The sequence below is a fragment of the Streptomyces sp. NBC_01283 genome (assembly GCF_041435335.1).
Classification (GTDB): domain Bacteria; phylum Actinomycetota; class Actinomycetes; order Streptomycetales; family Streptomycetaceae; genus Streptomyces.
Map to the genome: position 1 here is coordinate 1,069,868 of NZ_CP108430.1, position 21,150 is coordinate 1,091,017.

The following is a 21,150-nucleotide window of genomic DNA, read 5'->3' on the forward strand; positions in this document are numbered from 1 at the left end:
TTCTGTCCACGCGAGTACTAGGTCCACACGAGGGCCAGCGAGTACCCGTTCGTCTCTCCGGCCCAGCTCTCCAGACGAACGCTGCCGGCCGCGGGAGCACGGCGGAGCAGGCCGGGTCCCGCGCTCCACCGGAACCGGCCGTCCTGCTCCCAGCCCGTGAGCCCGACCTCTCTGGTGTCGATGCGCAGGCCGAAGCCGTAGTACTTGAGCACCGCCTCCTTGCAGGCCCATCGCAGCGCGAGCGGCATCGCGGCCACCTGCCGGGGGCCGGCGCGGGCGGAGTACGGGTCTCCGTCGTGTGTGAGCAACTCGGAGACCATGGGCGGCAGTTCACGCCGGTGTTCCAGGTCGACACCGATGGCGTGCGGACCGCAGACGGCGACAGCGAAGTCACCCGAGTGCGAGAGCCCGACCTCGGCGGGCACGTCGACCACGGGTTTCCCTGCCCGCGGCCCGTCGCGCAGCGCACTGACCTGGATGGCGCGGGGCTCCCCCGACCTGCCGAGGCGTCGGTGCTGATAGGCGGTCACGGCATGCTTGAGCGCGAGGCGCCCCGCCAGCCATTCGTAACGGCGCCGGGGCGAGGGCAGGAGTCTCGCCTGTGCCGCTTCCCGTGCCGAGAGGTGCCGCTTCTCGGTCCTGGCCCGCGCGGTGTCGCCCTGCGCGCGGAGCCAGGCGATCGACACCACCGCGAGGGTGAGGCGCTCGGTGAGGTGGCGCACGGCGAGCGGGCGTGCCGGATCGAGGCTCACGGGCGGTCCGCCGAGGCCGACCGCGCCCGCCGGGGGCCCCGTCACCGTTCGACGTGCGGCGGCAGCAGGAAGGGGTAGGGGCGTCGCCGGACGGAGCGGTGCCAGAAGCGGTCCGCCTTGCGCAGCCGCTGGATCAGCTCCCACATGCGGGCGTCGTCCCGGTAGTACGCGGCGACCTCGTCGACGGTCAGTGGCTCTGGGAGGCGTGGGGCGCTGTCCTCGACGAAGTCCGGGATCAGCTTCTCCAGGCGCTCCTTGTGCAGGTTGCCGAGGAAGTCGAGCACCACGCCACGCGTCGAGTAGAACTTGTCGAAGATGGACTTGGTCATGGACAGCCGGACCGCGTCGCGCAGAAGCCACGGCAGCGAGGTGAAGAACAGTTTGACGTCGAGCCGTTCGTGACCCCGCGCGTCGCGCATCATGGGCGTGGTGACGTCGAGGTAGATCAGTTCACCGTCCAGGTCGATCCAGTTCGACGCCTGGGCGTCCAGGCCGAGGGACGGGCCGACGACACCGTCCGCCACGTCGAGGAAGCGGGCGAAGAAGTCCCTGGCCCACACCTGGCCCTCGGTCTGGAGCAGGGTGGAGCACAACCGCTCCGGCGGCAGGGCCTCCTGGACGCAGTAGGCCACGACGCGGCCCGAGGGCAGCGGCATGCTCCACAGCTCGGTCGGCGCGACGCGTACGCCTCCCTTGTCCAGTCGTTCGAGGTACTCGGCGAGGGTGCGCTCGTAGCGTGCGAAGCGTTCCCGCGTCGGAAAGACCGGGAGCCGCTTGCAGGCGAAGGGACCCGCGGCTGTCTCCAGCCGCAGGACGAGTGTCACCTCGCCGTAGCCGAGGACGGTCAGGGCACTGCCGTCGGCCGTGCGCAGCGCTGTCTGCACCTGCGCCTCAAGGTCCTCGAGTTCGCGGCCGGGGACGGTGAACGTCATGGGTGGTTGTCGCCTGCTTCCTGGATCAAGAAGTCGTCCGCCCGGCGACGGCCGGCTCCGGCCGGTGCGCGTGGTAGCGGTAGAGGAGGTAGATGGCCGCGGCGAAGAACGCGGCGTCCAGCACGAGGATCTGCGGTTCGCTGGTCACCAGGATCGCGACGAAGCTCACCAGCATCAGCAGCTGGCCGTACAACGCCGCGACCACCAGGGCCCGTTGGTTCCACAGCATGGCCGCGCCCGCGGCGACCATGGTCAGCGCGACGAACCACATGACGCCGGTGGGGTGGCGGGCGAGCCAGTCGGTGGCGCCCTCCATGAAGGTGTCCGTGTTCGACTCGGCGGCATTGTCGAGGCGCGTCTCGACCGACTCGATCCGCGGGAAGAACTTCGCTATTCCCGCGACGATGTAGAGGCATCCGACGATGCGCTGCAGAAGGAGGGCTCGTCCGCTCACTTGACGTCTTCTTCCGGTGGGGTGGCTGGGTGGACGCTGGGCGTCGGGCGGAGCGTCACGGTGACGCCGGTCAGGCCGCGGTGAGGATCAGCACCGCGTTCTGCCCCCCGAAGCCGAACGAGTTGCTCATGGCGACCTCGACCTTCTCCTCACGGGGCACCGCCGTGACCAGGTCCAGCTCGTGGGCCGGATCCTGCTGCACGAGGTTCGCCGTCGGAGGGATCGTGGACCGCTCGATGGCCAGCACGGTCATGACTGCCTCGATCGCGCCGGCCGCGCCCAGTGTGTGGCCCAGTGCGCCCTTCGTGGAAGTGACCGCGGCGCCAACCCCGAGGAGACCGTGCAGCATTCGGGCCTCCACCGCGTCGTTGAGGGGCGTCGACGTGCCGTGCGCGTTCACGTGAGTGATCTCGCCGGACACGACTCCTGCCTGTTCCATGGCCGCGTGCACGGCCCGCAGGACGGCCGTGCCCTCGGGGTCGGGAGCCGTGAGGTGGTGGCCGTCGGCGGACGCCCCGTATCCGGCGAGCCTGGCCCGGACGCCGGCGCCGCGGGCACGGGCGTCGGCCTCCCTCTCCAGCACCAGGACACCGCTGCCCTCACCGATGACGAACCCGTCACGGTCACGGTCGAACGGCCGGGAGGCGGTGGCCGGTTCGGCCGTACGCCGGGACAGCGCCCCCATCTGTGCGAAGCCGGTCACCAGGGTGGGGCTCACGGCGGCCTCGCTGCCCCCGGTGACCACGATGTCGCAGGCCCCCTCACGCAGCAGTTGGGCCGCCGTACCGATCGCCGTGGCACCCGATGCGCAGGCCGTGGCCGTGACGAGGTTGGGTCCGGTGGCGCGCAGGTCCATCGCCAGGTTGCCCGCCACCATGTTGGGCACCAGCATCGGCACCGTCAGGGCCGACACGGCGCCCGGTCCCTTCGCCAGCAGCCTGCCGTGCTGGGTCTCCATGGTGCTCACGCCGCCGACCCCGCACCCCATGACGACGCCGACGCGGGTGCCGTCCCAGGTCTCCGGGTCGAGACCGCTGTCGGCGACCGCCTCCCGGGCGGCCACCACGGCGAGTTGGACGAAGCGGTCGTGCATCAGCGCGCTGCGGGGCCCGACGTGCCGGGCCGGGGCGAAGTCCGGCACCGTGCACGAGATGTCGACCGGCAGACCCGCGAGCCGCGGGTCCTTCGCGGCGGCCGACACGCCCTTGCACACCTCGTTCCATGAGGCGTCGACACCGATCCCGGCCGCGGTGACCAGGCCGAGACCGGTGACGGCTATCGCGGGGCCCTGCTTCACGACGTCGTGGCGGACGGCTGACCCTCGATCAACCCCACCGCGTGGCTGATGGTGTCCGTCGGGGACGCCGCGTCATCACTGATCTTGACGTCGAACTCGGACTGCATCACAAGGAGCAGCTCGACGAGGAAGAGGGAGTCCATCTCCAGCTCCTCGAAGGTGACTTCGGGCCGGATCCTCGCCCGGTCCACCGCGAAGCGTTCGACGAGCAGATCGACGAGTTGATCGTACGTAGCACTCATGCCTGTTCTGCCTTTCGGAAGGTCGAGCCGGGTCACCGCACGGCCGTCCAGACACCGTCTGGGGCGCTCACCGCCATCGGGAGAGTGAAGCGACACGTCCCGACCGAGTCTGGGCAGCAAGGCTGACCGCTCGCTGACGAGTGGCTGACCTGGGCATGGTCAGCCACTCGTCAGCGAGCGGTCAGCGCCCGGAGACAGACTCGGCCCGGTCGGGGGAGCCCGGCGCCAGCACCACCCGGCCAGCAACAAGCGAGGAGCGTCCGTGGTTTCCTGCCGTCGCAGCCGCACACCCTGCCAGGGGCCCTGGTCCGGGCACTGCCGTCGGAGCGGTGCCCGGTGACCCGCACCGCCGTACTGGCCGGCATAGGAAGCTGGCTGCCGCCCCAACTGGTCACCAACGAGCAGCTGGAGGGCCGGCTCGACACCACCGATGCGTGGATCCGGTCACGGACCGGCGTCCATCGCCGCTACATCGCCCCGGACGATATGGAGACCTCCGACCTGGCCGTCGGTGCGGGCGCCCGTGCCCTGAAGTCCTCGGGCGACGCGCACGTGGACACCGTCATCGTGGCCACCACCACGCCGGACCGCCCCTGCCCCGGCACCGCCCCCACCGTGGCCGCGCGACTGGGCCTCGGCCACGCGGCGGCCTATGACGTCTCGGCCGTGTGCACCGGCTTCCTGTACGCGCTCGCCAGCGCCGCCGGGCTCATCGCGTCGGGAGTCTCCCGGCGTGCCCTCGTCATCGGGGCGGAGACCTTCTCCCGGATCGTCGACCCCGACGACCGCACCACTTCGGTGATCTTCGGGGACGGAGCGGGCGCGGTGGTCCTGCGCGGCGGCGATCCGGACGAGCCCGGCGCGCTCGGCCCCTGCGTGCTCGGCAGCGACGGCGAGGGCAGGGACCTGATCACCGTCGCCCCGCCGGGGCCGCGTGCGGCGGCCGGTGCCGAGCCCTCGTACTTCACCATGCAGGGCAAGCGGGTCTTCTGGCTCGCGGTCCAGCGCATGGGCGAGTGCGCCCAGGACGTGCTGGGGCAGGCCGGATGGGACACGGCTGATGTCGACCATCTCGTGAGCCACCAGGCCAACCAGCGCATCACCCTGCGGCTCGCCGACGAGATCGGCATTCCCCAGGAACGCAGCGTGACCAACATCGCCGACGTGGGCAACACCGCCGGCGCCTCGATCCCGCTGGCACTCGACCAGGCGCACGCCAAAGGCACCTTCAAGACGGGCGACCGGCTCCTGCTCACCGCGTTCGGCGGGGGGCTCACCTGGGGGGCGACGGCGCTCACCTGGCCCGACATCGCCCGCTGAGGAACGCCCCCTCTTCCGCGAACCGCAGGGCCAGCACGTACACGCAGAGAACCGAGCCGAGGACGCCATGACCCCTCAGAAGCTGATCACCGACTACATCGTCGACGTCTGGATGGACGGCGACGCCGACGGCATCGAGCCGGAGACGCCCATCGCCGAGCTCAACATCATCGACTCGGTCGGCATCTTCGACCTCGTCCACCACCTCCAGGACGAGTTCCGGATCACCGTTCCGGTGAGCGAGGTCTCCCTGAAGAACTTCCGGTCCATCAACTCCATCTGCGACCTGGTCGAGCGGCTGCGGAAGGAAAAGGGAGGCAGCGCGGCATGACGGACCTCATGGACTCCGGGCAGGAAACGGCAGACATACGCCGACAGGTGGTGGAGATCGTCGCGGCCCGGACCCTGTACGACGAGTCCTACCTGTTGCCGGACAGCCACTTCGAGGGCGAACTCGGCATCGACTCCGTCATCTTGGAGTCGATTCTCGCCTCGGTGGGCGAACACTTCGGCATCGACGGGTCGCTGCCCCGCGACCTCACCACCATCGGGGAGCTGGTGTCCGCGGTCACCGACACGGTCGGTGCCGTCACTGGGGCGCCGGCCTCCCCGCCCCCGGCGGACAGTGACGATCCGGTGCTGCGGGCCGTGCTGCGGGCAGCCGTGCACCAGACCCAGTACCCGCGCCAACAGCTCGCCCTGGACGCCGACTTCGAGAGCGAGCTGGGCATCGACTCGGTGCTGCTCACCGCCGTCGTCACCGAGGCCGCTCAGACGCTCGGCCTGCCTGAGGACGTAGCCGCCACGGCCGGCGCCACGACGCTGCGCACGCTCGCCGACCGCCTCCGCGCCGCGTCCGCCGACATCGACGGCCCGAGCACGTCGGAGCACCCGCCGGCCGGCCCGACGGCACACGACGACGGCTGGGACGGCCGCTCGATGAAGGACTTCGTCGAGGAACGCAGCAGTGACCTGTTCGCCAAGACCCGGAGTTTCGGCAGCTACCTGCGCGGACGGCAGAGCGAACAGCTCTACTGGTACGGGATGCCCCTCCACTCCCGCTGCTCGAACCGCGCCGTCATCTTCGACGAACTGGCCGGACGCAAGCGCGAGTTCCTCATGTTCGCGTCCAACAACTACCTCGGCCTGGCCAACCATCCCGAGGTCGTCGAGGCCGTGTGCGACGCCACCCGCACCTTCGGCGCCACCCACACGGGATCCCGCTTCATCGGCGGCACGAACATGCTGCACAAGGAGTTGGAGCGCCGCCTCGCGGCGTTCAAGCAGCGGCCCGCCTGCATCGTCTATCCAGGCGGCTACGCGGCGAACCTGGGCGCCATCTCGGGGCTCGTCAAGAGCTACGACACCCTCGTGGTCGACAAGCTCAACCACATGAGCATCACCGACGGAGCCCGGCTCTCCGGCGCCACCCGCCGCATCTACCGGCACAACGACATGGCGGACCTGGAGCGGACGCTGCGGCACGGCGCCGGGCAGGGCAAGGGCGGCACGCTCATCGTCGCGGACGGTGTGTTCAGCATGCACGGCGACGTCTGCGACCTGCCGGAGATCGTGCGTCTTGCCAAGGAGTACGACGCCCGCGTGATGATCGACGACGCCCATGCCACCGGGGTCCTCGGCACCCGCGGGTCCGGCACCGCCGAGCACTTCGGCCTGAAGGGCGAGGTCGACCTGGAGCTGGGCACCATGAGCAAGGCCCTCGCCGGGATGGGCGGCTTCGTCGTCGGCGAGGAAGAGGTCGTCGAGTACCTTCGCTACTACTCCCACTCCTACGTCTTCGCCGCGAACATCCCCGCGGGCGTCGCGGCGGGGCTCATCGCCTCCATCGACGTCATCGAGCGTGAGCCGGAACGCCTGACCCAGCTGTGGTCCAACATCCGGATGCTCCGTGACCGGCTCCAGGCGGCCGGGTTCGACCTGGAGAACACCGAGAGCGCGATCCTGCCCGTCGTCATCGGTGACGAGCGCCGGGCGATGGAGATGGGCCGTGCGGTGCGCGCCCGCGGTCTGTTCTGCCAGACGGTCGTCTACCCCGGAGTGCCGATCGGTGACGCGCGGCTGCGGGTGAGTGTGACCTGCGAGCACACCCCGGCCGATCTGGAGCAGGCGGCGGAGATCTTCGTCGACGCGGCCCGTGAGACCGGCGTCCTGCCCGCCCTGACGGCGTCGGGCGGCGGGGAGCGCGGCATATGAACCCCCTGTGCCCTTCCGTCATCCGGCTCTCGCCCGACCTGGCGCGCGCACACGCCGAACGGCCCGCGCTGGTGGGTCAAGAGACCCTCACCTACGGCCGGTTCGCCGAGCGTGTCGACGCGCTCGCCGCCCGCTTCCTCGACCTCGACGTCCGGATCGGTGACCGCGTCGCGATCTGGATGGACAAACAGCCCCGTTACGCGGAGGCCATCTTCGCCGCCCTGCACGCGGGCTGCGCCTACGTACCCCTGTACGGAGGGCAGCCGGCCCACCGGGTCGCCACGATCCTCACCGACTCGGAGCCCACCGTGCTGTGCACGGACGCGCACCGTCTGGACGCGCTCGCCGGGTGCGCGCTGCCCGGCAGCCTCAAGGTCATCCTCGTGGACACGCCAGAAGCGCCCGAAGCTCCGGAAACGGCCACGGCAGTTGGTCCAGCCGCCCTGCCCCGGACGGTCGGCGGGGTCCCGGTGTTCCGGTGGACGCACTTCGTGCGCGCCGCGGCCTGGCGGGTCGCCCTGCTGCCCTCGCTGTGCCCCGACGATCTCGCGGCCCTCCTCTACACGTCCGGATCCACCGGCACGCCCAAGGGCGTCCGGCTCACCCACCGCAACATCGCCGCCTTCGTGGGATGGTCGCGCGAGGAGTTCGACGTCGGCCCCGAGGACGTCTTCGCCAATCACGCCTCGTTCAACTTCGATCTGAGCACCTTCGACCTCTTCGTGGCGCTGACGGTGGGCGCCGCGGTGTGGATCGTCGGGGACGAGCAGACACGCGACGTCACCGCCCTGTCCGCAGGCATCCGCGCCCACGGCGTCACCGTCTGGTACTCGGTCCCCTCCATCCTCCACCTCCTGGCATCGGCCGATGTGCTCACCGAGGACACCACCCGCGACCTGCGCTACGTCCTCTTCGCCGGGGAGGAGTTCCCGCTGCCCCAGCTGCGCGCGCTCGCCGGGCGGCTCGGCGCGGGCACGGCCCTGTACAACCTCTACGGGCCGACCGAGACGAATGTCTGCACGTACCACAGGGTCCGTCCCGAAGACCTCGTACGGGACCTTCCCGTACCCATCGGCCGTCCCGTCAGCGGGGCCAGGCTGACCGTCCTCGACCACGAGGGCCGCGTGGTGCGCGCCCCCGGCACGATCGGCGAACTGATCGTCGAGGGCGACTGCGTGACCCCGGGCTACTGGCGGCGGGAGGAGGAGCCGGCCGCGGCCCACCACGGCCGTGGCAGGCACCCCACCGGCGACCTCGTCAGCTACGACGCGGAAGGCCTGCTCGTCTACCGGGGGCGGCGCGACCGCATGGTCAAGCTGTCCGGCTACCGGATCGAACTCGGCGAGATCGAGGCCGCCGTGCTCGCGCACCCGGACATCACCGACGCGGCCGTCACCGTACGACGCGACGGCACCCGGTCCCGCCTCGAGCTCTTCTACACCCTGCGGGCGGGGGCCGCCCGGACCGGTCTGCTGCAGATCAAGAAGCACTGCGCCCAGCACCTCCCCGTCTACATGCTGCCGCAATCGGCGACATGCCTGGAGGAGCTGCCCCGCAACGCCAACGGCAAGACCGACTACCGCCGTTTGTGCCAGGAACCCGCCCAGTCGATCGCGGAGCCCTCGGGCTCCGCCCGGTAACGCGACGGAGACGACCGTGAGTCCACGCCCCATCGAGACGCACTGGCAGGGAGAGGAACCGGCCACCGTCGCGGCGCTGCTGCGGCGGCGGCTGGAACTGATGCCGGACGCCCCCGCCTACCGTTTTCTGACCTCAGCCGACGACGCCGGCGAGACCTGGACCTACCGCGAACTCGATCTGCGGGCCCGTGCCGTGGCGGTGGGTCTGCGGCGCGAGAACCTGGGCGGGAAGCCGGTCCTGCTCCTGCTCCCGCCGGGGCTCGACTACATCGCCGCGTTCTTCGGGTGCCTGTACGCGGGCGCTCTCGCCGTCCCCGCCTATCCGCCGAACCGGGCTCGCTCCGGGCAGACGCTGACGCGTCTCGCCGCCGTCGCCCAGGACTCGGGCGCCACTCACGCCCTGACCACCCGTGCGGTGCGGGAGACCGCCGTCGGGCTGCTCGCCTCGTCCGCCCCGTCCGGCCTCGACGACCTGTGCTGGCTGGTGAGCGAGGAGCTCGACACCGCGCAGGCGGACCTGTGGGACGACCCGGGCAGCACCGCGGACTCCGTCGCCTTCCTGCAGTACACCTCCGGCTCCACGTCGACGCCCAAGGGGGTGATGGTCGGCAACGGAAACCTCGTGCGCAACCTGCGCTCCATCCATCTGCGGCTCGGGCACGACGAGGAGTCGGCGCTGGTCTCATGGCTGCCGCCCTACCACGACATGGGTCTCATCGGCGGCATCCTCACCCCCCTCTACAGCGGCATCCCCGCCCACCTGATGTCACCGCTGACGTTCGTGCAGCGGCCCCTGACCTGGCTGGAGACCCTCTCCCGTACCGGGGCGTCGACCAGCATCGCGCCCAACTTCGGCTTCGAGCAGTGCCTCCAGCGGGTCACGGCCGAGCAGCGCGCGGGCCTGGACCTGAGCCGCTGGCGCGTGGCGGTCAACGGAGCCGAGCCGGTGCAGGCCGACACGCTCGACCGTTTCGCGGAGGTCTTCGCCTCCTGCGGCTTCGACCGCACCGCCCTGCTGCCCTGCTACGGCCTTGCCGAGGCGACACTCCTGGTGACCGGCGTCGGCCGGGGTGACGAGCTCAGCGTGGACGGCTTCGACGCCGCAGCACTGGGATCCGGTGTCGCCGAGCCCGTCGGGCCGACGACGGTGCGGACCACCCGGGTCGTCGGGTGCGGCACCGCCGTCGACGGCGTCGCGGTGGCCGTCGTCGACACCGGCACCCACCGCCGCGCCGCGGAGGGCCGCCTGGGCGAGATCTGGGTGACGGGTGCGTCCGTCGCGCAGGGCTACTGGAAGAATCCGGCGGCGACCGCCGAGACGTTCGAGGCCCGCCTGCACGACGCGCCCCGCACGGCCTGGATGCGCACGGGCGACCTCGGCTTCCTGCGCGACGGTGAACTCTTCGTGGCGGGCCGGATCAAGGACGTCGTCATCGTGCAGGGCCGCAACCTCTACCCGCACGACATCGAGCGCACGGCCGAGGAAGCCACCGACGCCATCCGTCCGGGCAACTGCGCCGCCTTCGGCATCCCCACGCCCACGGGCGAACAGCTCGTGCTGGCCTGCGAGATCAGCGCCCAGCGGGCGGACGAGCCCGCCGCCGTGCTCGCCACGCTGCGGGCACGCATCGCCGAGGAGCACGAGGTGGCTCCGCACGCCGTCCTCCTGCTCAAGCCGTCCACGATCCCGATGACCACCAGCGGCAAGATCCAGCGCCGGGCCACCCGGGACGCCCTGCTCGGCCTTTCGCTCACCGTGGTGGCGGGCAGCGTCACACGCGACGAAGCAGCCCCGGAACCGGCGGACTTGACGGTTGCGGAGCGCCGGAGCCGAGCCGCCGATGCGGTGCTCCGTGCCGTCACCGCACTGTCCGATGCCACCGATGTGCGGGCGGACGACGAGCGTTCCTTCGACCGGCTCGGCATCGGCTACCTCGCTCTGCTCGATGTCGTACGCACGGTGGAGCAGCAGCTCGGCATCCAGCTCCCCGTCGGCACACTGCTCGTACGTCCGTACGTCGGCACGCTCATCGGGCTCTGCACGGGCGGGCAGGCCTGTGCGCCCTCCCCCGACGCGCGGTACAGCAGCGACGAGATCCAGGCCTGGCTGACCGCGCGGGTCGCGGACCGGCTCGGGCTGCCCGTGACCGCCATGGACACCACCACGCCCTTCGTGTCACTGGGGCTCGGCTCCAAGGAGGCCGTGGCGCTGATGGCCGAACTCGGGTCGTGGCTGGGGCGCGACCTCGCCACCGGCGTGGTCTTCGACCACCCGACCATCAAGGAGGTGGCCGACCACCTCGGTGCTCCCGCGGCGCCGTCAACCACTCTCACAACCAGGGCCGTTCGGCGTACCGGGCCGGCCCAGGCGGCCACGTCGCCCGACGAGCCGATCGCCGTCGTCGGCATGGGCTGTCACTTCCCCGGGGCCCCGGACGTCGACAGCTACTGGCGCCTCCTGCTCGACGGCCGGGACGCGGTGACGGAGGTGCCGCCCGACCGCTGGGACCACCGGACGGTGGCCGCCCCGGAGCACGGCGGATTCCTCGACCGTGTCGACGAGTTCGACGCGCGCTTCTTCGGAGTCTCCGCCCGTGAGGCCCGTCGGATGGACCCACAGCAGCGGCTGCTCCTGGAGACCGCCTGGCAGACGTTCGAGGACGCGGGGATCGCGCCGTCCACGGTCGCGGGCCGCAGTATCGGTGTCTTCGTCGGCATCAGCAGCCACGACTACGCCGAGCTGCAACTGCCCGACCCCCGGGCCGTCGACGTCTACTCCGCGACGGGCAGCGCCCAGTCGATCTCCGCCAACCGGCTGTCGTACTTCTTCGACCTGCACGGCCCGAGCCTCGCCGTCGACACGGCCTGTTCCTCGTCGCTGGTCTCCGTGCACATGGCCTGCAAGAGCATCCGCGACGGCGAGTGCGACGCGGCGCTCGCGGGCGGGGTGAACCTCATGCTCGCCCCGGGACTCTCGGTGGCCTTCGCGGACGGGCAGATGCTGGCCCCCAGCGGGCGGTGCCGCACCTTCGACGACGCGGCGGACGGCTACGTACGCGGTGAAGGGGCCGGTCTCCTCTGCCTCAAGCCGCTCTCCGCCGCCCTCGCCGACGGCGACCGGATCCACGCCGTGATCAAGGGCTCGGCCGTGGGCCACGGCGGCCGGAGCAACGGCCTCACGGCGCCCAGGGGAACGGCCCAGCGCGCCGTGATGACCAGGGCGCTGGCGCAGGCGGGTCTGTCCGCCGCGGACGTCGGCTACGTGGAGGCCCACGGAACAGGAACCCGCCTGGGCGACCCGGTCGAATGGGAGGCCCTGGCCGGACTGTACGGCCGGGACCGGCCCGAGGAGGGCCCCTGCCTCATCGGCTCGGCGAAGACCAACATCGGTCACCTGGAGGCCGCGGCCGGTGTCGCCGGCCTCATCAAGGCGGCCCTCGTGGTGCGCCACCGCCAGGTGCCGCCCCTGCTGCACCTGAAGACCCTCAACCAGCGCATGACCCTGCCGGGGTCGGGCCTGGCGGTGCCCACCCGCCTCCAGGAGCTGCCCGTGGGTGAGCAGGGCACCGCGCGCGCCGGGGTCAGTTCCTTCGGGTTCGGCGGCACGAACGCCCACGTGATCGTCGAGGCCGCCGCCCCCACGACAGCGGAGGAGCCGCCCGTGACATCCCCCCGCCCGGCACACACCCTGTGCCTGTCGGCCCACACACCGACCGCCCTGACCACGCTCGCGCGGCAGTACCGCACGCATCTGGCCGCGCACCAGGACACGCCGCTGGGCGACCTGTGCCATTCGGCGAACACCGGCAGGTCCCACCTCTCGCACCGCGCCGCCCTCACCGTGTCCACCGCGGAGGGACTCGACGCGGCCCTGGAGGACCTGGCGCGCGACGAGCCGTCGACCGCGGTCTCCCGCGGCCAAGTGGTGGGAGCGCAGCGGCCCAAGGTGGCCTTCCTCTTCAGCGGCCAGGGCACGCAGTACGCGGGCATGGCCAAGGAGCTGTACGCGGCGCATCCCTCGTTCGCCGCCACGCTGGACCGTGCGGACGAGGTGCTGCGGCCCCTCATCGACGTGCCGCTGCTCAGCCTGCTCTTCGACACCGCGGAGGCCGAACGGCTCCGGCGCACGCGCTACTGCCAGCCCGCCCTCGTGGCCCTGGAGATCGCACTCGCCGAGCTGTGGATGGCGTTCGGTGTGCGCCCCGCGGCGCTGCTCGGGCACAGCGTCGGCGCGTTCGGCGCGGCATGCGTGGCCGGAGTGCTCACCCTCGAGGACGCGCTGCTGCTCGCCTCGGAGCGCGGCAGGCACATGGAGGCGCAGCCCGGCTCGGGCGCGATGATCTCCTGCGTGGGCGACCCCGAGGCCGTCCGTTCGGCCGCCGACGGCTTCGCCTCGGTGACGATCGCCGCGGTCAACACCCCGGATCATCTGGTCCTGTCCGGGGAGGCCGAGGAGATCGCCGACCTGGGTCCCGGCCTGACGGCGGCGGGCATCACCGTCCGGCCGCTCGCCGTGTCGCACGCCTTCCACTCGAAGCTGATGGCCGGCGCGGCACCCCTCCTTCTGGCCGCCGCGGGCGGCATCGGGTTCCGGGAGCCGCGCATCCCGTGGATCTCGGACGCCACGGGGCGTCCGGTCGCGCGCGTCGACGCCGACTACTGGGCGGAGCACATGCTCGGCACGGTGCAATTCGCCGACGGATTCGCCGAGTTGCGCCGCATGGGGTGCACCGCCTTCGTCGAGATCGGCCCGCATCCGACCCTTCTCAACCTGGGGCGCTCCATGGTCGCCTCCGGGGCCGACAGCGCACCGCAGGGCGGTACCGCCTCCCTGTGGCTGCCCTCTCTCCGGCGCGGCAACGGCGACTGGGAGACGCTCTCCAAGTCCCTGGGACGCCTGCACTGCGCGGGCGGCGAGGTGGACTGGGCCGCGGTGGACCACGGCGGTTCCGCGCGCCGCGTCCCCGTGCCGCACACGGTCTTCGAACGCGAACGGTACTGGCTCGCCACCGCCCGCCGGCCGGTGGCCCCGGCTCACCCGGAGGACACCGTCACCGTCGTACCCGCTCCCCTGCCGCAGCCCGCGGCCCGCCCCGCTCCGGCCACGAGTGACGTGCGCGGGGTCGTCCTCGCCGGCATCTCGCAAGTCTGCGGTTTCCCGGCCGAAGAGATAGCCCCGCACGCCAGGATCGGCATGGATCTCGGCCTGGACTCACTGATGCGCACCGATCTCCAGCGGCGGATCGCCGTGCACTTCCCCCAGGAGGCCGAGCGACTGAAGGAAGACCTGCCGGAGGATCCCACCGTGCAGGACCTGATCGACCGACTGCATGAGGCGGGGGCGTCCGCTCCTTCTTCCGAACCGGCTCCCGTGGCCGCGCCGGTGGAGTCCGTGACCCCGGTCAAACAGGAGCACTCGATCGAGGAGTGGGCCGAGTTCGCGGTGCACAAGGACCGTCTGCGGCAGATCGGCTCCAGCGGCTCGAACCCCTACGGCCGTACGCACGAGGGCTTCAACTCGGCGCGGGCCACGGTCGCCGGGCAGGACGTCATCAACTTCGCCTCGTTCAACTACCTCGCGCTATCCCACCACCCGAGGGTGCGCCAGGCGGCGAAGGACGCCATCGACCGCTATGGCACGTCCAGTTCGGCGACCCCTCTGCTGTTCGGCGAGACTCCGCTGCACCACGAACTGGATGCCGAGATCGCCTCCTTCCTCGGCACCGAGGGCGCCATCGTGTTCGCCGGCGGTCATGCCACCAACGTCGCCACTGTGGGACACCTGTTCGGGCCGGAGGACCTCGTGGTCCACGACGAGTGGATCCACGACAGCACCGTGCGCGGCGCCATGCTCTCCGGGGCCCGCCGTCGCCCCTTCCCCCACAACGACTGGGAGGCGCTGGACAAGATCCTGGGCGCCGCCCGCTCCCGGCACCGTCGTGCGCTCGTGGTCATCGAGGGCGCCTACAGCCAGGACGGCGACATCCCCGATCTGCCGCGGTTCATCGAGATCAAACGGCGCCACGGCGCGATGCTGATGATCGACGAGGCGCACTCCATCGGCGTACTCGGCAGGACCGGGCGCGGTGTCGGCGAGCACTTCGGCACCGATCCCGCGGCCGTGGACCTGTGGATGGGGACGCTCAGCAAGGGCATCGGCAGCCTGGGCGGATACATCGCGGCCCGCGGTCCGGTCATCGAGTACCTCAAGTACACGGCGCCGCTGCACATCTTCAGCACCGGCATCTCCCCGGCCAACACGGCGGCGGCGCTCGAGGCCTTCCGGGTCATCCGGGACGAGCCGGAGCGGGTGGCCAGGGTGCAGGAGCTGTCCGAGTACTTCCGGACCGGCGCCCGCGCCCGTGGTCTGGACATCGGGGTCTCCCGTGCCTCGGCGGTCGTCCCGGTCATCACCGGCGGCTGGGAGAAGACCATGGCGCTGTCCAACTCCCTGCTCGCACAGGGCGTGAACGTCATGCCGATCGGCTATCCGGCCGTCGCCCGCGACGCGTGCCGTCTCCGGTTCTTCATCAACGTCGACCACAGCGAAGCCGACCTCGAACACTCCCTCGACCTTCTGGTGTGACTCATGGCTCAGAACAGCAATGAACCGGCTCCCGCTGCCGCGTCCGCACCCGCTTCCCCCGACGGCCGGCCCGACGTGCTGGTCACCGGGGCCAGCGGCTTCGTCGGCGGTCATCTGACCCGCAGGCTGACCGAACGCGGACACCGTGTCCGTGTCCTCGTCCGGTCGGGCAGCGACCGCACCGGCTTCGCGGAGGCCGCCGCCGACGTCGTGGTCGGCGCCCTGGACGACGCCGACAGCCTCCGGCGCGCCGCGGAAGGGGTGACCCACGTCTACAACTGCGCCGGGATGTCCGCCGACTGGGGCCCGTGGGAGGACTTCCGGCGGGCCAACGTCGACGGCCCGAAGAACGTCGTCGAGGCCGCGCACGCGGCAGGCACCGTCCGGCGCGTGCTCCACGTCAGCACCACGGACGTCTACGGCTATCCCCGCCGCCCCTGCGACGAGAGCGCCGGGCCCACGGACATCGGGCTGCCGTACAACCGCAGCAAAGTGCTCGGCGAGCGTGCCCTCCGCGAGGCGGCCGAGCGCACCGGCGTGCCGGTCACCATCGTCCGCCCGGTCTCCGTCTACGGCCCCGGCAGCAAGGACTTCGTGATCGAGATCGGCAACCTGCTGCGGCAGGGGCAGATGGTGTACATCCGCAAGGGCGAGGTGCCCGCGGGACTCATCTACGTCGACAACCTGGTCGACGCGATGATCAACGCCGCCGTCTCCGACCAGACCGTCGGCAAGGCTTACAACCTGCGCGACCCCCAGCTGACCACCTGGCGCGAGTACATCGGCGCACTGGCGGAAGGGATGGGCCTCAAGCCGCCCCGCATGAGCCTGCCGACCTCCGTGGCCACCACGGTGGCGACCGTCTCGGAGGGGCTCTACCGCACGCTGGGCATCAAGGCCCGGCCGGTGCTCACCCGGCACGCGGTCCACCTCTTCGACCGCGACCAGTCCTACGCGATCGACCGCGCGCAGGGGGACTTCGGCTTCAAGAGCGAGATCGACTTTCCCGAGGGCCTGCGCCGCACCCTCCAGTGGCTGGACTCCGCCGAAGGGCGTGCCCATGTCGCCCGCTGAGACAGCCCTGCCGGGGACCGCCTGGTTCCCGGCCACCCAGCGTCACGGCGACCGCGCGGGCCAACCACCCGAGGACGGCGGCCTGCGCCTGATCTGTCTTCCCTTCGCGGGCGGCACCGCCTCGGCCTACCGGGGCTGGCAGGAGGCGCTTGGCGGTACGGCGGACGTCGTGGCCCTGCAGTTGCCGGGGCGCGGCATGCGACTGCGCGAGGAGCCGTACACCTCGGCCGCGCCGCTCGTGGCGGACATGGCCACCGCACTCGTCGAGCACGGGCTGAGCGACCACTACGCGCTCTTCGGTCACAGCATGGGCGCGCTCCTCGCCTACGAGCTGGCCTGCGAGCTGCGGGAGCGCGGCATGGCCGAGCCGCGGCATCTGTTCGTCTCGGGCAGCAGGGCGCCCCATCTGCACGGCGACCGCGCCGACCACGCGCTGAGCGACGCCGAACTGCGGGACTTCGTCCGCGGTCTGGGCGGACTCGACGTGGCGGGGACGGTCGGCACCGCCTACTTCGAACGCCGGCTGCCGGTCCTCAGGGCCGACCTGCGCGTCTGCGACACCTATCGGTGGCGGCCCCGTCCCCCGCTGAGCTGCCCGATGACGGCCTTCTCCGCTGCCGGGGACCCGATCGCCCCGGTGCCCCAGATGGAGGCATGGCGCGCGTACACCGGGAGTTCGTTCCTGCGCCGTCATCACCCGGGCGGTCACTTCTTCCTGAACGAGGAGCCGCAGAGGACCCGACTGCTGCGTGACGTACGCGACGAACTGAGCCGGCCGGGGGCCGGTCGGCACACCGCTCCCCTGCCCGCCATGACCTGAAGGAACGCCCCATGGACATACTGAGTCTCACCAAGACCGTCACCCGCCGCGTCGAAGCACCCCTCACCGACGTCCTCACCGCCGCCCGTGTGCTCGGCAACCCGCGCATGCCGGTGCTCCTGGCCCTGTCCAAGGGGTTCGTGGAGCCGATGTACCGGGCCGCCTTCCTCTCCTCCGCCGCGGGCTCCGGAATGCTGCGCTGGCTCTCCGTGCGGCCCTGTGACCTGGACACGCTGGCGGACAAGCTGAGGGTGCCCGCCGAGGACAAGCAGCGCCTGAAGGACTGGCTCGACATGGGGGTGCGCCTCGGCGACCTCGGCAAGAGCGAGGGCTGCTACCGCCTCAAGAGCCTTCCGGCCAAGGCGTTCGCCCAGCCCGGGAACGACGCGCTGGCCGCCGCCCTCGAAGAGGTCATGCGGTTCCATCTGCCCGCGCTCCTGGACGGGCCGAGGATGCTGCGCGAGGGTCGGCGCTTCTCCCTCGACGACCAGGACGGCTCGGTCATCGCCCGCTCCACGCGGGTGGTGCAGCCGCTGGTGGAGGAGGCCATCTCCCGCACTCTGGTCCGCGACACACCGCAGCAGCTCCTGGAGATCGGCTGCGGCAGCGGCATCTACGTGCGGCACGCGGCCGGTCTCAACCCCCGGCTCACCGCCGTCGCGGTCGACATGCAGCAGGAGGTCGCGGACCAGGCGGCCCGGAACATGGCCGAGTGGGGGCTCGCCGACCGCGTCGAGACCCGCCAGGCGGACCTGCGCACGCTCGAACTCCAGCCGCAGTTCGACCTCGTCACCCTGCACAACAGCATCTACTACTTCCCCGAGGACGAGCGGGTGGACGCCCTGCGGCGGGCCCGTGCCTGCCTCGCGCCCGGCGGCAGGCTGCTGCTCACCAGCCCCTGCCAGGGCGGGAACATCGGTCTGGAAGCGCTCAACCTCTGGTTCTCGTACTCCGATTTCGGCGGCGCGCTGCCGCGCGAGCACGAGCTCGTGGCCCAGCTCAAGCAGGCCGGCTTCGTCGACGTGCGGGCCGATCAGCTCGTTCCGGGAGAGCAGTTCCGTGCCTTCACGGCAGGCAACCCCCAGCCCGCGCAGTCCTGACCGTCCAGGAGACGAACCCATCATGACAAGCACTGATCCCGCGGTCCAGACCGCACCGACCCCGCACATCGTCGTTCTGGACGGCACGCGGCGGGCGGATCCCGCCGTGCTCGGCGGCAAGGCCACCCGACTCGCGGACATGACGGCGGCGGGGCTGCCGGTGCCCCCCGCCTTCTGCCTCACCACCGAGCTGTTCGACACCTTCCTGTGCGACACCGGTCTGGCGGAGAAGGTGCGGGGCACCGACGGCCGTACGGTCCGGGAGCAGGTCCTGGCCACGGAGATCCCACGGCCGCTCGCGGAGTCCATCCTGGCCGCCTACGAGCGGCTCGGGCGCCCCCGCGTCGCCGTACGCTCCTCCGCGCCCCGGGAGGACTCCGTCGCGCAGTCCTTCGCCGGACAGCACGACACCGTCCTCGACGTCTCGGGCGACGAGGACCTGCTGGCCGCTGTGCGGCAGTGCTGGGCCTCGCTGTGGTCGGACCGGGCGACGGCCTACCGCACCGACGACGCCCCGCACGGGTCGATCGCCGTCGTGGTCCAGGAGATGATCCACGCGGACGTCAGCGGTGTCCTGTTCACCGTCGACCCGGTGAGCGCCCGGCCGAACCGCGTGGTCGTCGAGGCGTGCCAGGGTCTTGGCGAGGGACTGGTGTCAGGCCGGGTCTCCAGTGACTTCTTCGTCGTCGACGACCGCACGCTGGACGTCGTCGAGGAGCAGGTCCGCCACAAGGTCACCAAGTGCGCGCCGCTGGAGCCCGGAAAGATCGGCATGACGAAGGTGGCCGCGGCGGCCCGCAACGTGCCGTGCCTGAGCCACGAGCAGCTGGGCGAGCTGACGGGTCTCGCGGTGCGGATCCGCGAGCACTACGGCGCCGAGCAGGACATCGAGTGGGGCATGCTCGACGGCCGCCTGTACCTGTTCCAGACGCGCCCGATCACCACCCTGCCGCCCGTGGACCCCACCGCGACGACGACCACGTCCCGGACGCCGTACGTCAGCCCGCAGACCGATGAGATCCGCACCGGCACGCTCTGGTCCCGGATGGACATCGGCGAGATCTTCGTGGGCCTGATGACCCCGCTCGGCCTGAGTTTCACCCGGTACTACCAGCAGCACGTGCACCGGGACACCGCGGCCGCCGTCGGCGTGCGCGACACCGGTGCGGCGGAGCACCACATGGGATACCTCCAGGGCCACATCTACCTGAACATCTCCTTCACCTCCTACATGCTCGGCCAGTGCCTTCCCACTCGTGACCAGCGGCGCTTCACGGCGCGCTTCGTCAGCGAGGAGGCGAACGTCGACGACTACTCCAACCCGTTCGGCACCTTCCCCGACGGGTGGGAGGACGCCAAGTCGACCGCGTTCTGGCTGCGCAGCACCGTCAACGAGATGGCCCGGATGAAGACCCGGTCGCAGGAGATGTCGACGTCGCGGCTCTACGAGTTCGACCGTGCCCGGCAGCTCGACCTGTCCAGGATGAGCCGACACGAACTCCACACCGAGCTGCGCCGCAACCTCGGCTACTTCCACGACATGCACGTGGGCTACATGCCGTACTACATCAACGCGTTCGGCTTCTACGGAGTGCTGAGCGAGCTGTGCGCGCTGTGGCTCGGCGACGAGGGAACCAACCTCCAGAACCGCATCAAGACGGACATGTCGAGCCTGCGGACGGTGGAGTCGGCCAAGGAGATCTGGGCGGTCGCCCAGGCCGCGAAGGACCGTCCCCGTGTCCTGGCCCTCATCAACGAGCAGCCCCTGGAAGGCATCGCGGACGCCCTGCGCGAGGACACCGAGGGGCGCGCCTTCTGGAACGGCCACATCGAGCCCTTCCTGCGGGCCAACGGGGCCCGCGGCCATCAGGAGATGGAGATCAGTCATCCGCGCTGGATCGACGACCCGTCGTACATCTTCCAGATGATCCGGCGGTACGCCGCCGACGGGTTCTCGATGCAGGACATCCTCAAGCGCAGCAGCAGCGCCCACGACACCTCGCGCGACGCCCTGGACAAGCTCTCGCTGCCGAAGCGCAAGACCATCGACACGGTCATCTCCCTCTACGCCCTGTGCAGCGAACTCCGCGAGAACACCCGCATGTCCATGGTCACCTCGATCTGGCTGGTGCGGAACGTGGTCTACGAGGTGGGCCGACGCCTCGTGGACGACGGTGTGCTGCACTCCCTCGACGAGGTGGCGTATCTCGACTTCGAGGACGTCCGTTCCTATCTGGCCGGCGACGCGGACGCGGCGGCGGCGTTCGACCGGAAGAAGCTCGACGAGGCGCGCCGGCTGCACGAGTACCACAAGCGGCTGCCGGAGCCGCCGCTCACGTTCGTCGGGGAGCACGACGTCACCCAGGCGGTGCGGCCCGCACCGTCCGGCGCGTCGCTGCGCGGCCTCGCGTCGAGCCCCGGCCGCGTGGTGGGCCGCGCTCGCATCGTCGAGGATCTCGTCTGGCAGGCCGATGAGTTCGAGGCCGGCGAGATTCTCGTGACGCGCTATACGGACGCCTCGTGGACACCGCTGTTCGCCATCGCGGGCGGTGTCGTCACGGACATCGGATCCATGCTTTCGCACAGCTCGATCGTGTCCCGTGAATTCAACGTGCCCTCGGTGGTGAACACCAAGCACGCGACCCAGGTCATCAACACCGGTGACCTGATCATCGTCGACGGCGACGCCGGAACGGTCGAAGTCGCCGAAGGCTGAAAG

General features: G+C 71.0%; 14 protein-coding genes. 9 read left to right on the plus strand and 5 right to left on the minus strand.

The window, feature by feature from the left end; all coding sequences use genetic code 11:
* Positions 1 to 17: 17 nt before the first annotated feature.
* From OG302_RS05015 to OG302_RS05035, 5 genes are all read right to left on the minus strand, one after another.
* Entirely contained in the window at positions 18 to 797 is a 780-nt protein-coding gene (locus OG302_RS05015) for a 4'-phosphopantetheinyl transferase superfamily protein (protein ID WP_371525590.1), read from the minus strand.
* Positions 794 to 1,684, minus strand: a complete 891-nt coding sequence (locus tag OG302_RS05020) for a DUF6206 family protein (protein ID WP_371525591.1) — start codon at positions 1,682 to 1,684, stop codon at positions 794 to 796. The genes OG302_RS05015 and OG302_RS05020 overlap by 4 nt, the downstream gene beginning before the upstream one ends.
* Before the next feature lie 25 nt (positions 1,685 to 1,709).
* Positions 1,710 to 2,138 (minus strand): DUF6041 domain-containing protein, encoded by a 429-nt coding sequence (locus OG302_RS05025; protein ID WP_371525592.1) that lies wholly within the window; start codon positions 2,136 to 2,138, stop codon positions 1,710 to 1,712.
* Positions 2,139 to 2,208: 70 nt separating this feature from the next.
* On the minus strand, positions 2,209 to 3,435 hold the full coding sequence (locus OG302_RS05030) for a beta-ketoacyl synthase (protein WP_371525593.1): 1,227 nt from the start codon (positions 3,433 to 3,435) through the stop codon (positions 2,209 to 2,211).
* Positions 3,432 to 3,677 (minus strand): phosphopantetheine-binding protein, encoded by a 246-nt coding sequence (locus OG302_RS05035; protein ID WP_371525594.1) that lies wholly within the window; start codon positions 3,675 to 3,677, stop codon positions 3,432 to 3,434. The genes OG302_RS05030 and OG302_RS05035 overlap by 4 nt, the downstream gene beginning before the upstream one ends.
* 336 nt (positions 3,678 to 4,013) lie before the next feature.
* On the opposite strand from OG302_RS05035, the gene OG302_RS05040 reads away from it, so the two are divergent.
* From OG302_RS05040 to OG302_RS05080, 9 genes are all read left to right on the plus strand, one after another.
* On the plus strand, positions 4,014 to 4,997 hold the full coding sequence (locus OG302_RS05040) for a beta-ketoacyl-ACP synthase III (protein WP_371525595.1): 984 nt from the start codon (positions 4,014 to 4,016) through the stop codon (positions 4,995 to 4,997).
* Between the two features lie 67 nt (positions 4,998 to 5,064).
* Entirely contained in the window at positions 5,065 to 5,328 is a 264-nt protein-coding gene (locus OG302_RS05045; protein ID WP_371525596.1) for an acyl carrier protein, read from the plus strand.
* Positions 5,325 to 7,211, plus strand: coding sequence for an aminotransferase class I/II-fold pyridoxal phosphate-dependent enzyme (locus OG302_RS05050; RefSeq protein ID WP_371525597.1), 1,887 nt, complete (start codon positions 5,325 to 5,327; stop codon positions 7,209 to 7,211). The genes OG302_RS05045 and OG302_RS05050 overlap by 4 nt, the downstream gene beginning before the upstream one ends.
* On the plus strand, positions 7,208 to 8,851 hold the full coding sequence (locus OG302_RS05055) for a D-alanine--poly(phosphoribitol) ligase (RefSeq protein ID WP_371525598.1): 1,644 nt from the start codon (positions 7,208 to 7,210) through the stop codon (positions 8,849 to 8,851). Before OG302_RS05050 ends, OG302_RS05055 begins: the two co-directional genes overlap by 4 nt.
* 16 nt (positions 8,852 to 8,867) lie before the next feature.
* Positions 8,868 to 15,437, plus strand: a complete 6,570-nt coding sequence (locus OG302_RS05060) for an aminotransferase class I/II-fold pyridoxal phosphate-dependent enzyme (protein WP_371525599.1) — start codon at positions 8,868 to 8,870, stop codon at positions 15,435 to 15,437.
* Positions 15,438 to 15,440: 3 nt separating this feature from the next.
* Positions 15,441 to 16,511, plus strand: a complete 1,071-nt coding sequence (locus tag OG302_RS05065; protein ID WP_371525600.1) for an NAD-dependent epimerase/dehydratase family protein — start codon at positions 15,441 to 15,443, stop codon at positions 16,509 to 16,511.
* Positions 16,498 to 17,331 carry a thioesterase II family protein gene (locus tag OG302_RS05070; RefSeq protein ID WP_371525601.1) on the plus strand — a complete coding sequence of 278 codons (834 nt, stop codon included), beginning with the start codon at positions 16,498 to 16,500 and terminating at the stop codon, positions 17,329 to 17,331. Before OG302_RS05065 ends, OG302_RS05070 begins: the two co-directional genes overlap by 14 nt.
* An 11-nt stretch (positions 17,332 to 17,342) precedes the next feature.
* Positions 17,343 to 18,431 (plus strand): cyclopropane-fatty-acyl-phospholipid synthase family protein, encoded by a 1,089-nt coding sequence (locus tag OG302_RS05075; RefSeq protein ID WP_371525602.1) that lies wholly within the window; start codon positions 17,343 to 17,345, stop codon positions 18,429 to 18,431.
* A gap of 22 nt (positions 18,432 to 18,453) precedes the next feature.
* Complete coding sequence (locus tag OG302_RS05080; protein ID WP_371525603.1) at positions 18,454 to 21,147, plus strand: PEP/pyruvate-binding domain-containing protein; 2,694 nt, start codon at positions 18,454 to 18,456, stop codon at positions 21,145 to 21,147.
* The last annotated feature ends 3 nt before the right edge of the window (positions 21,148 to 21,150 follow it).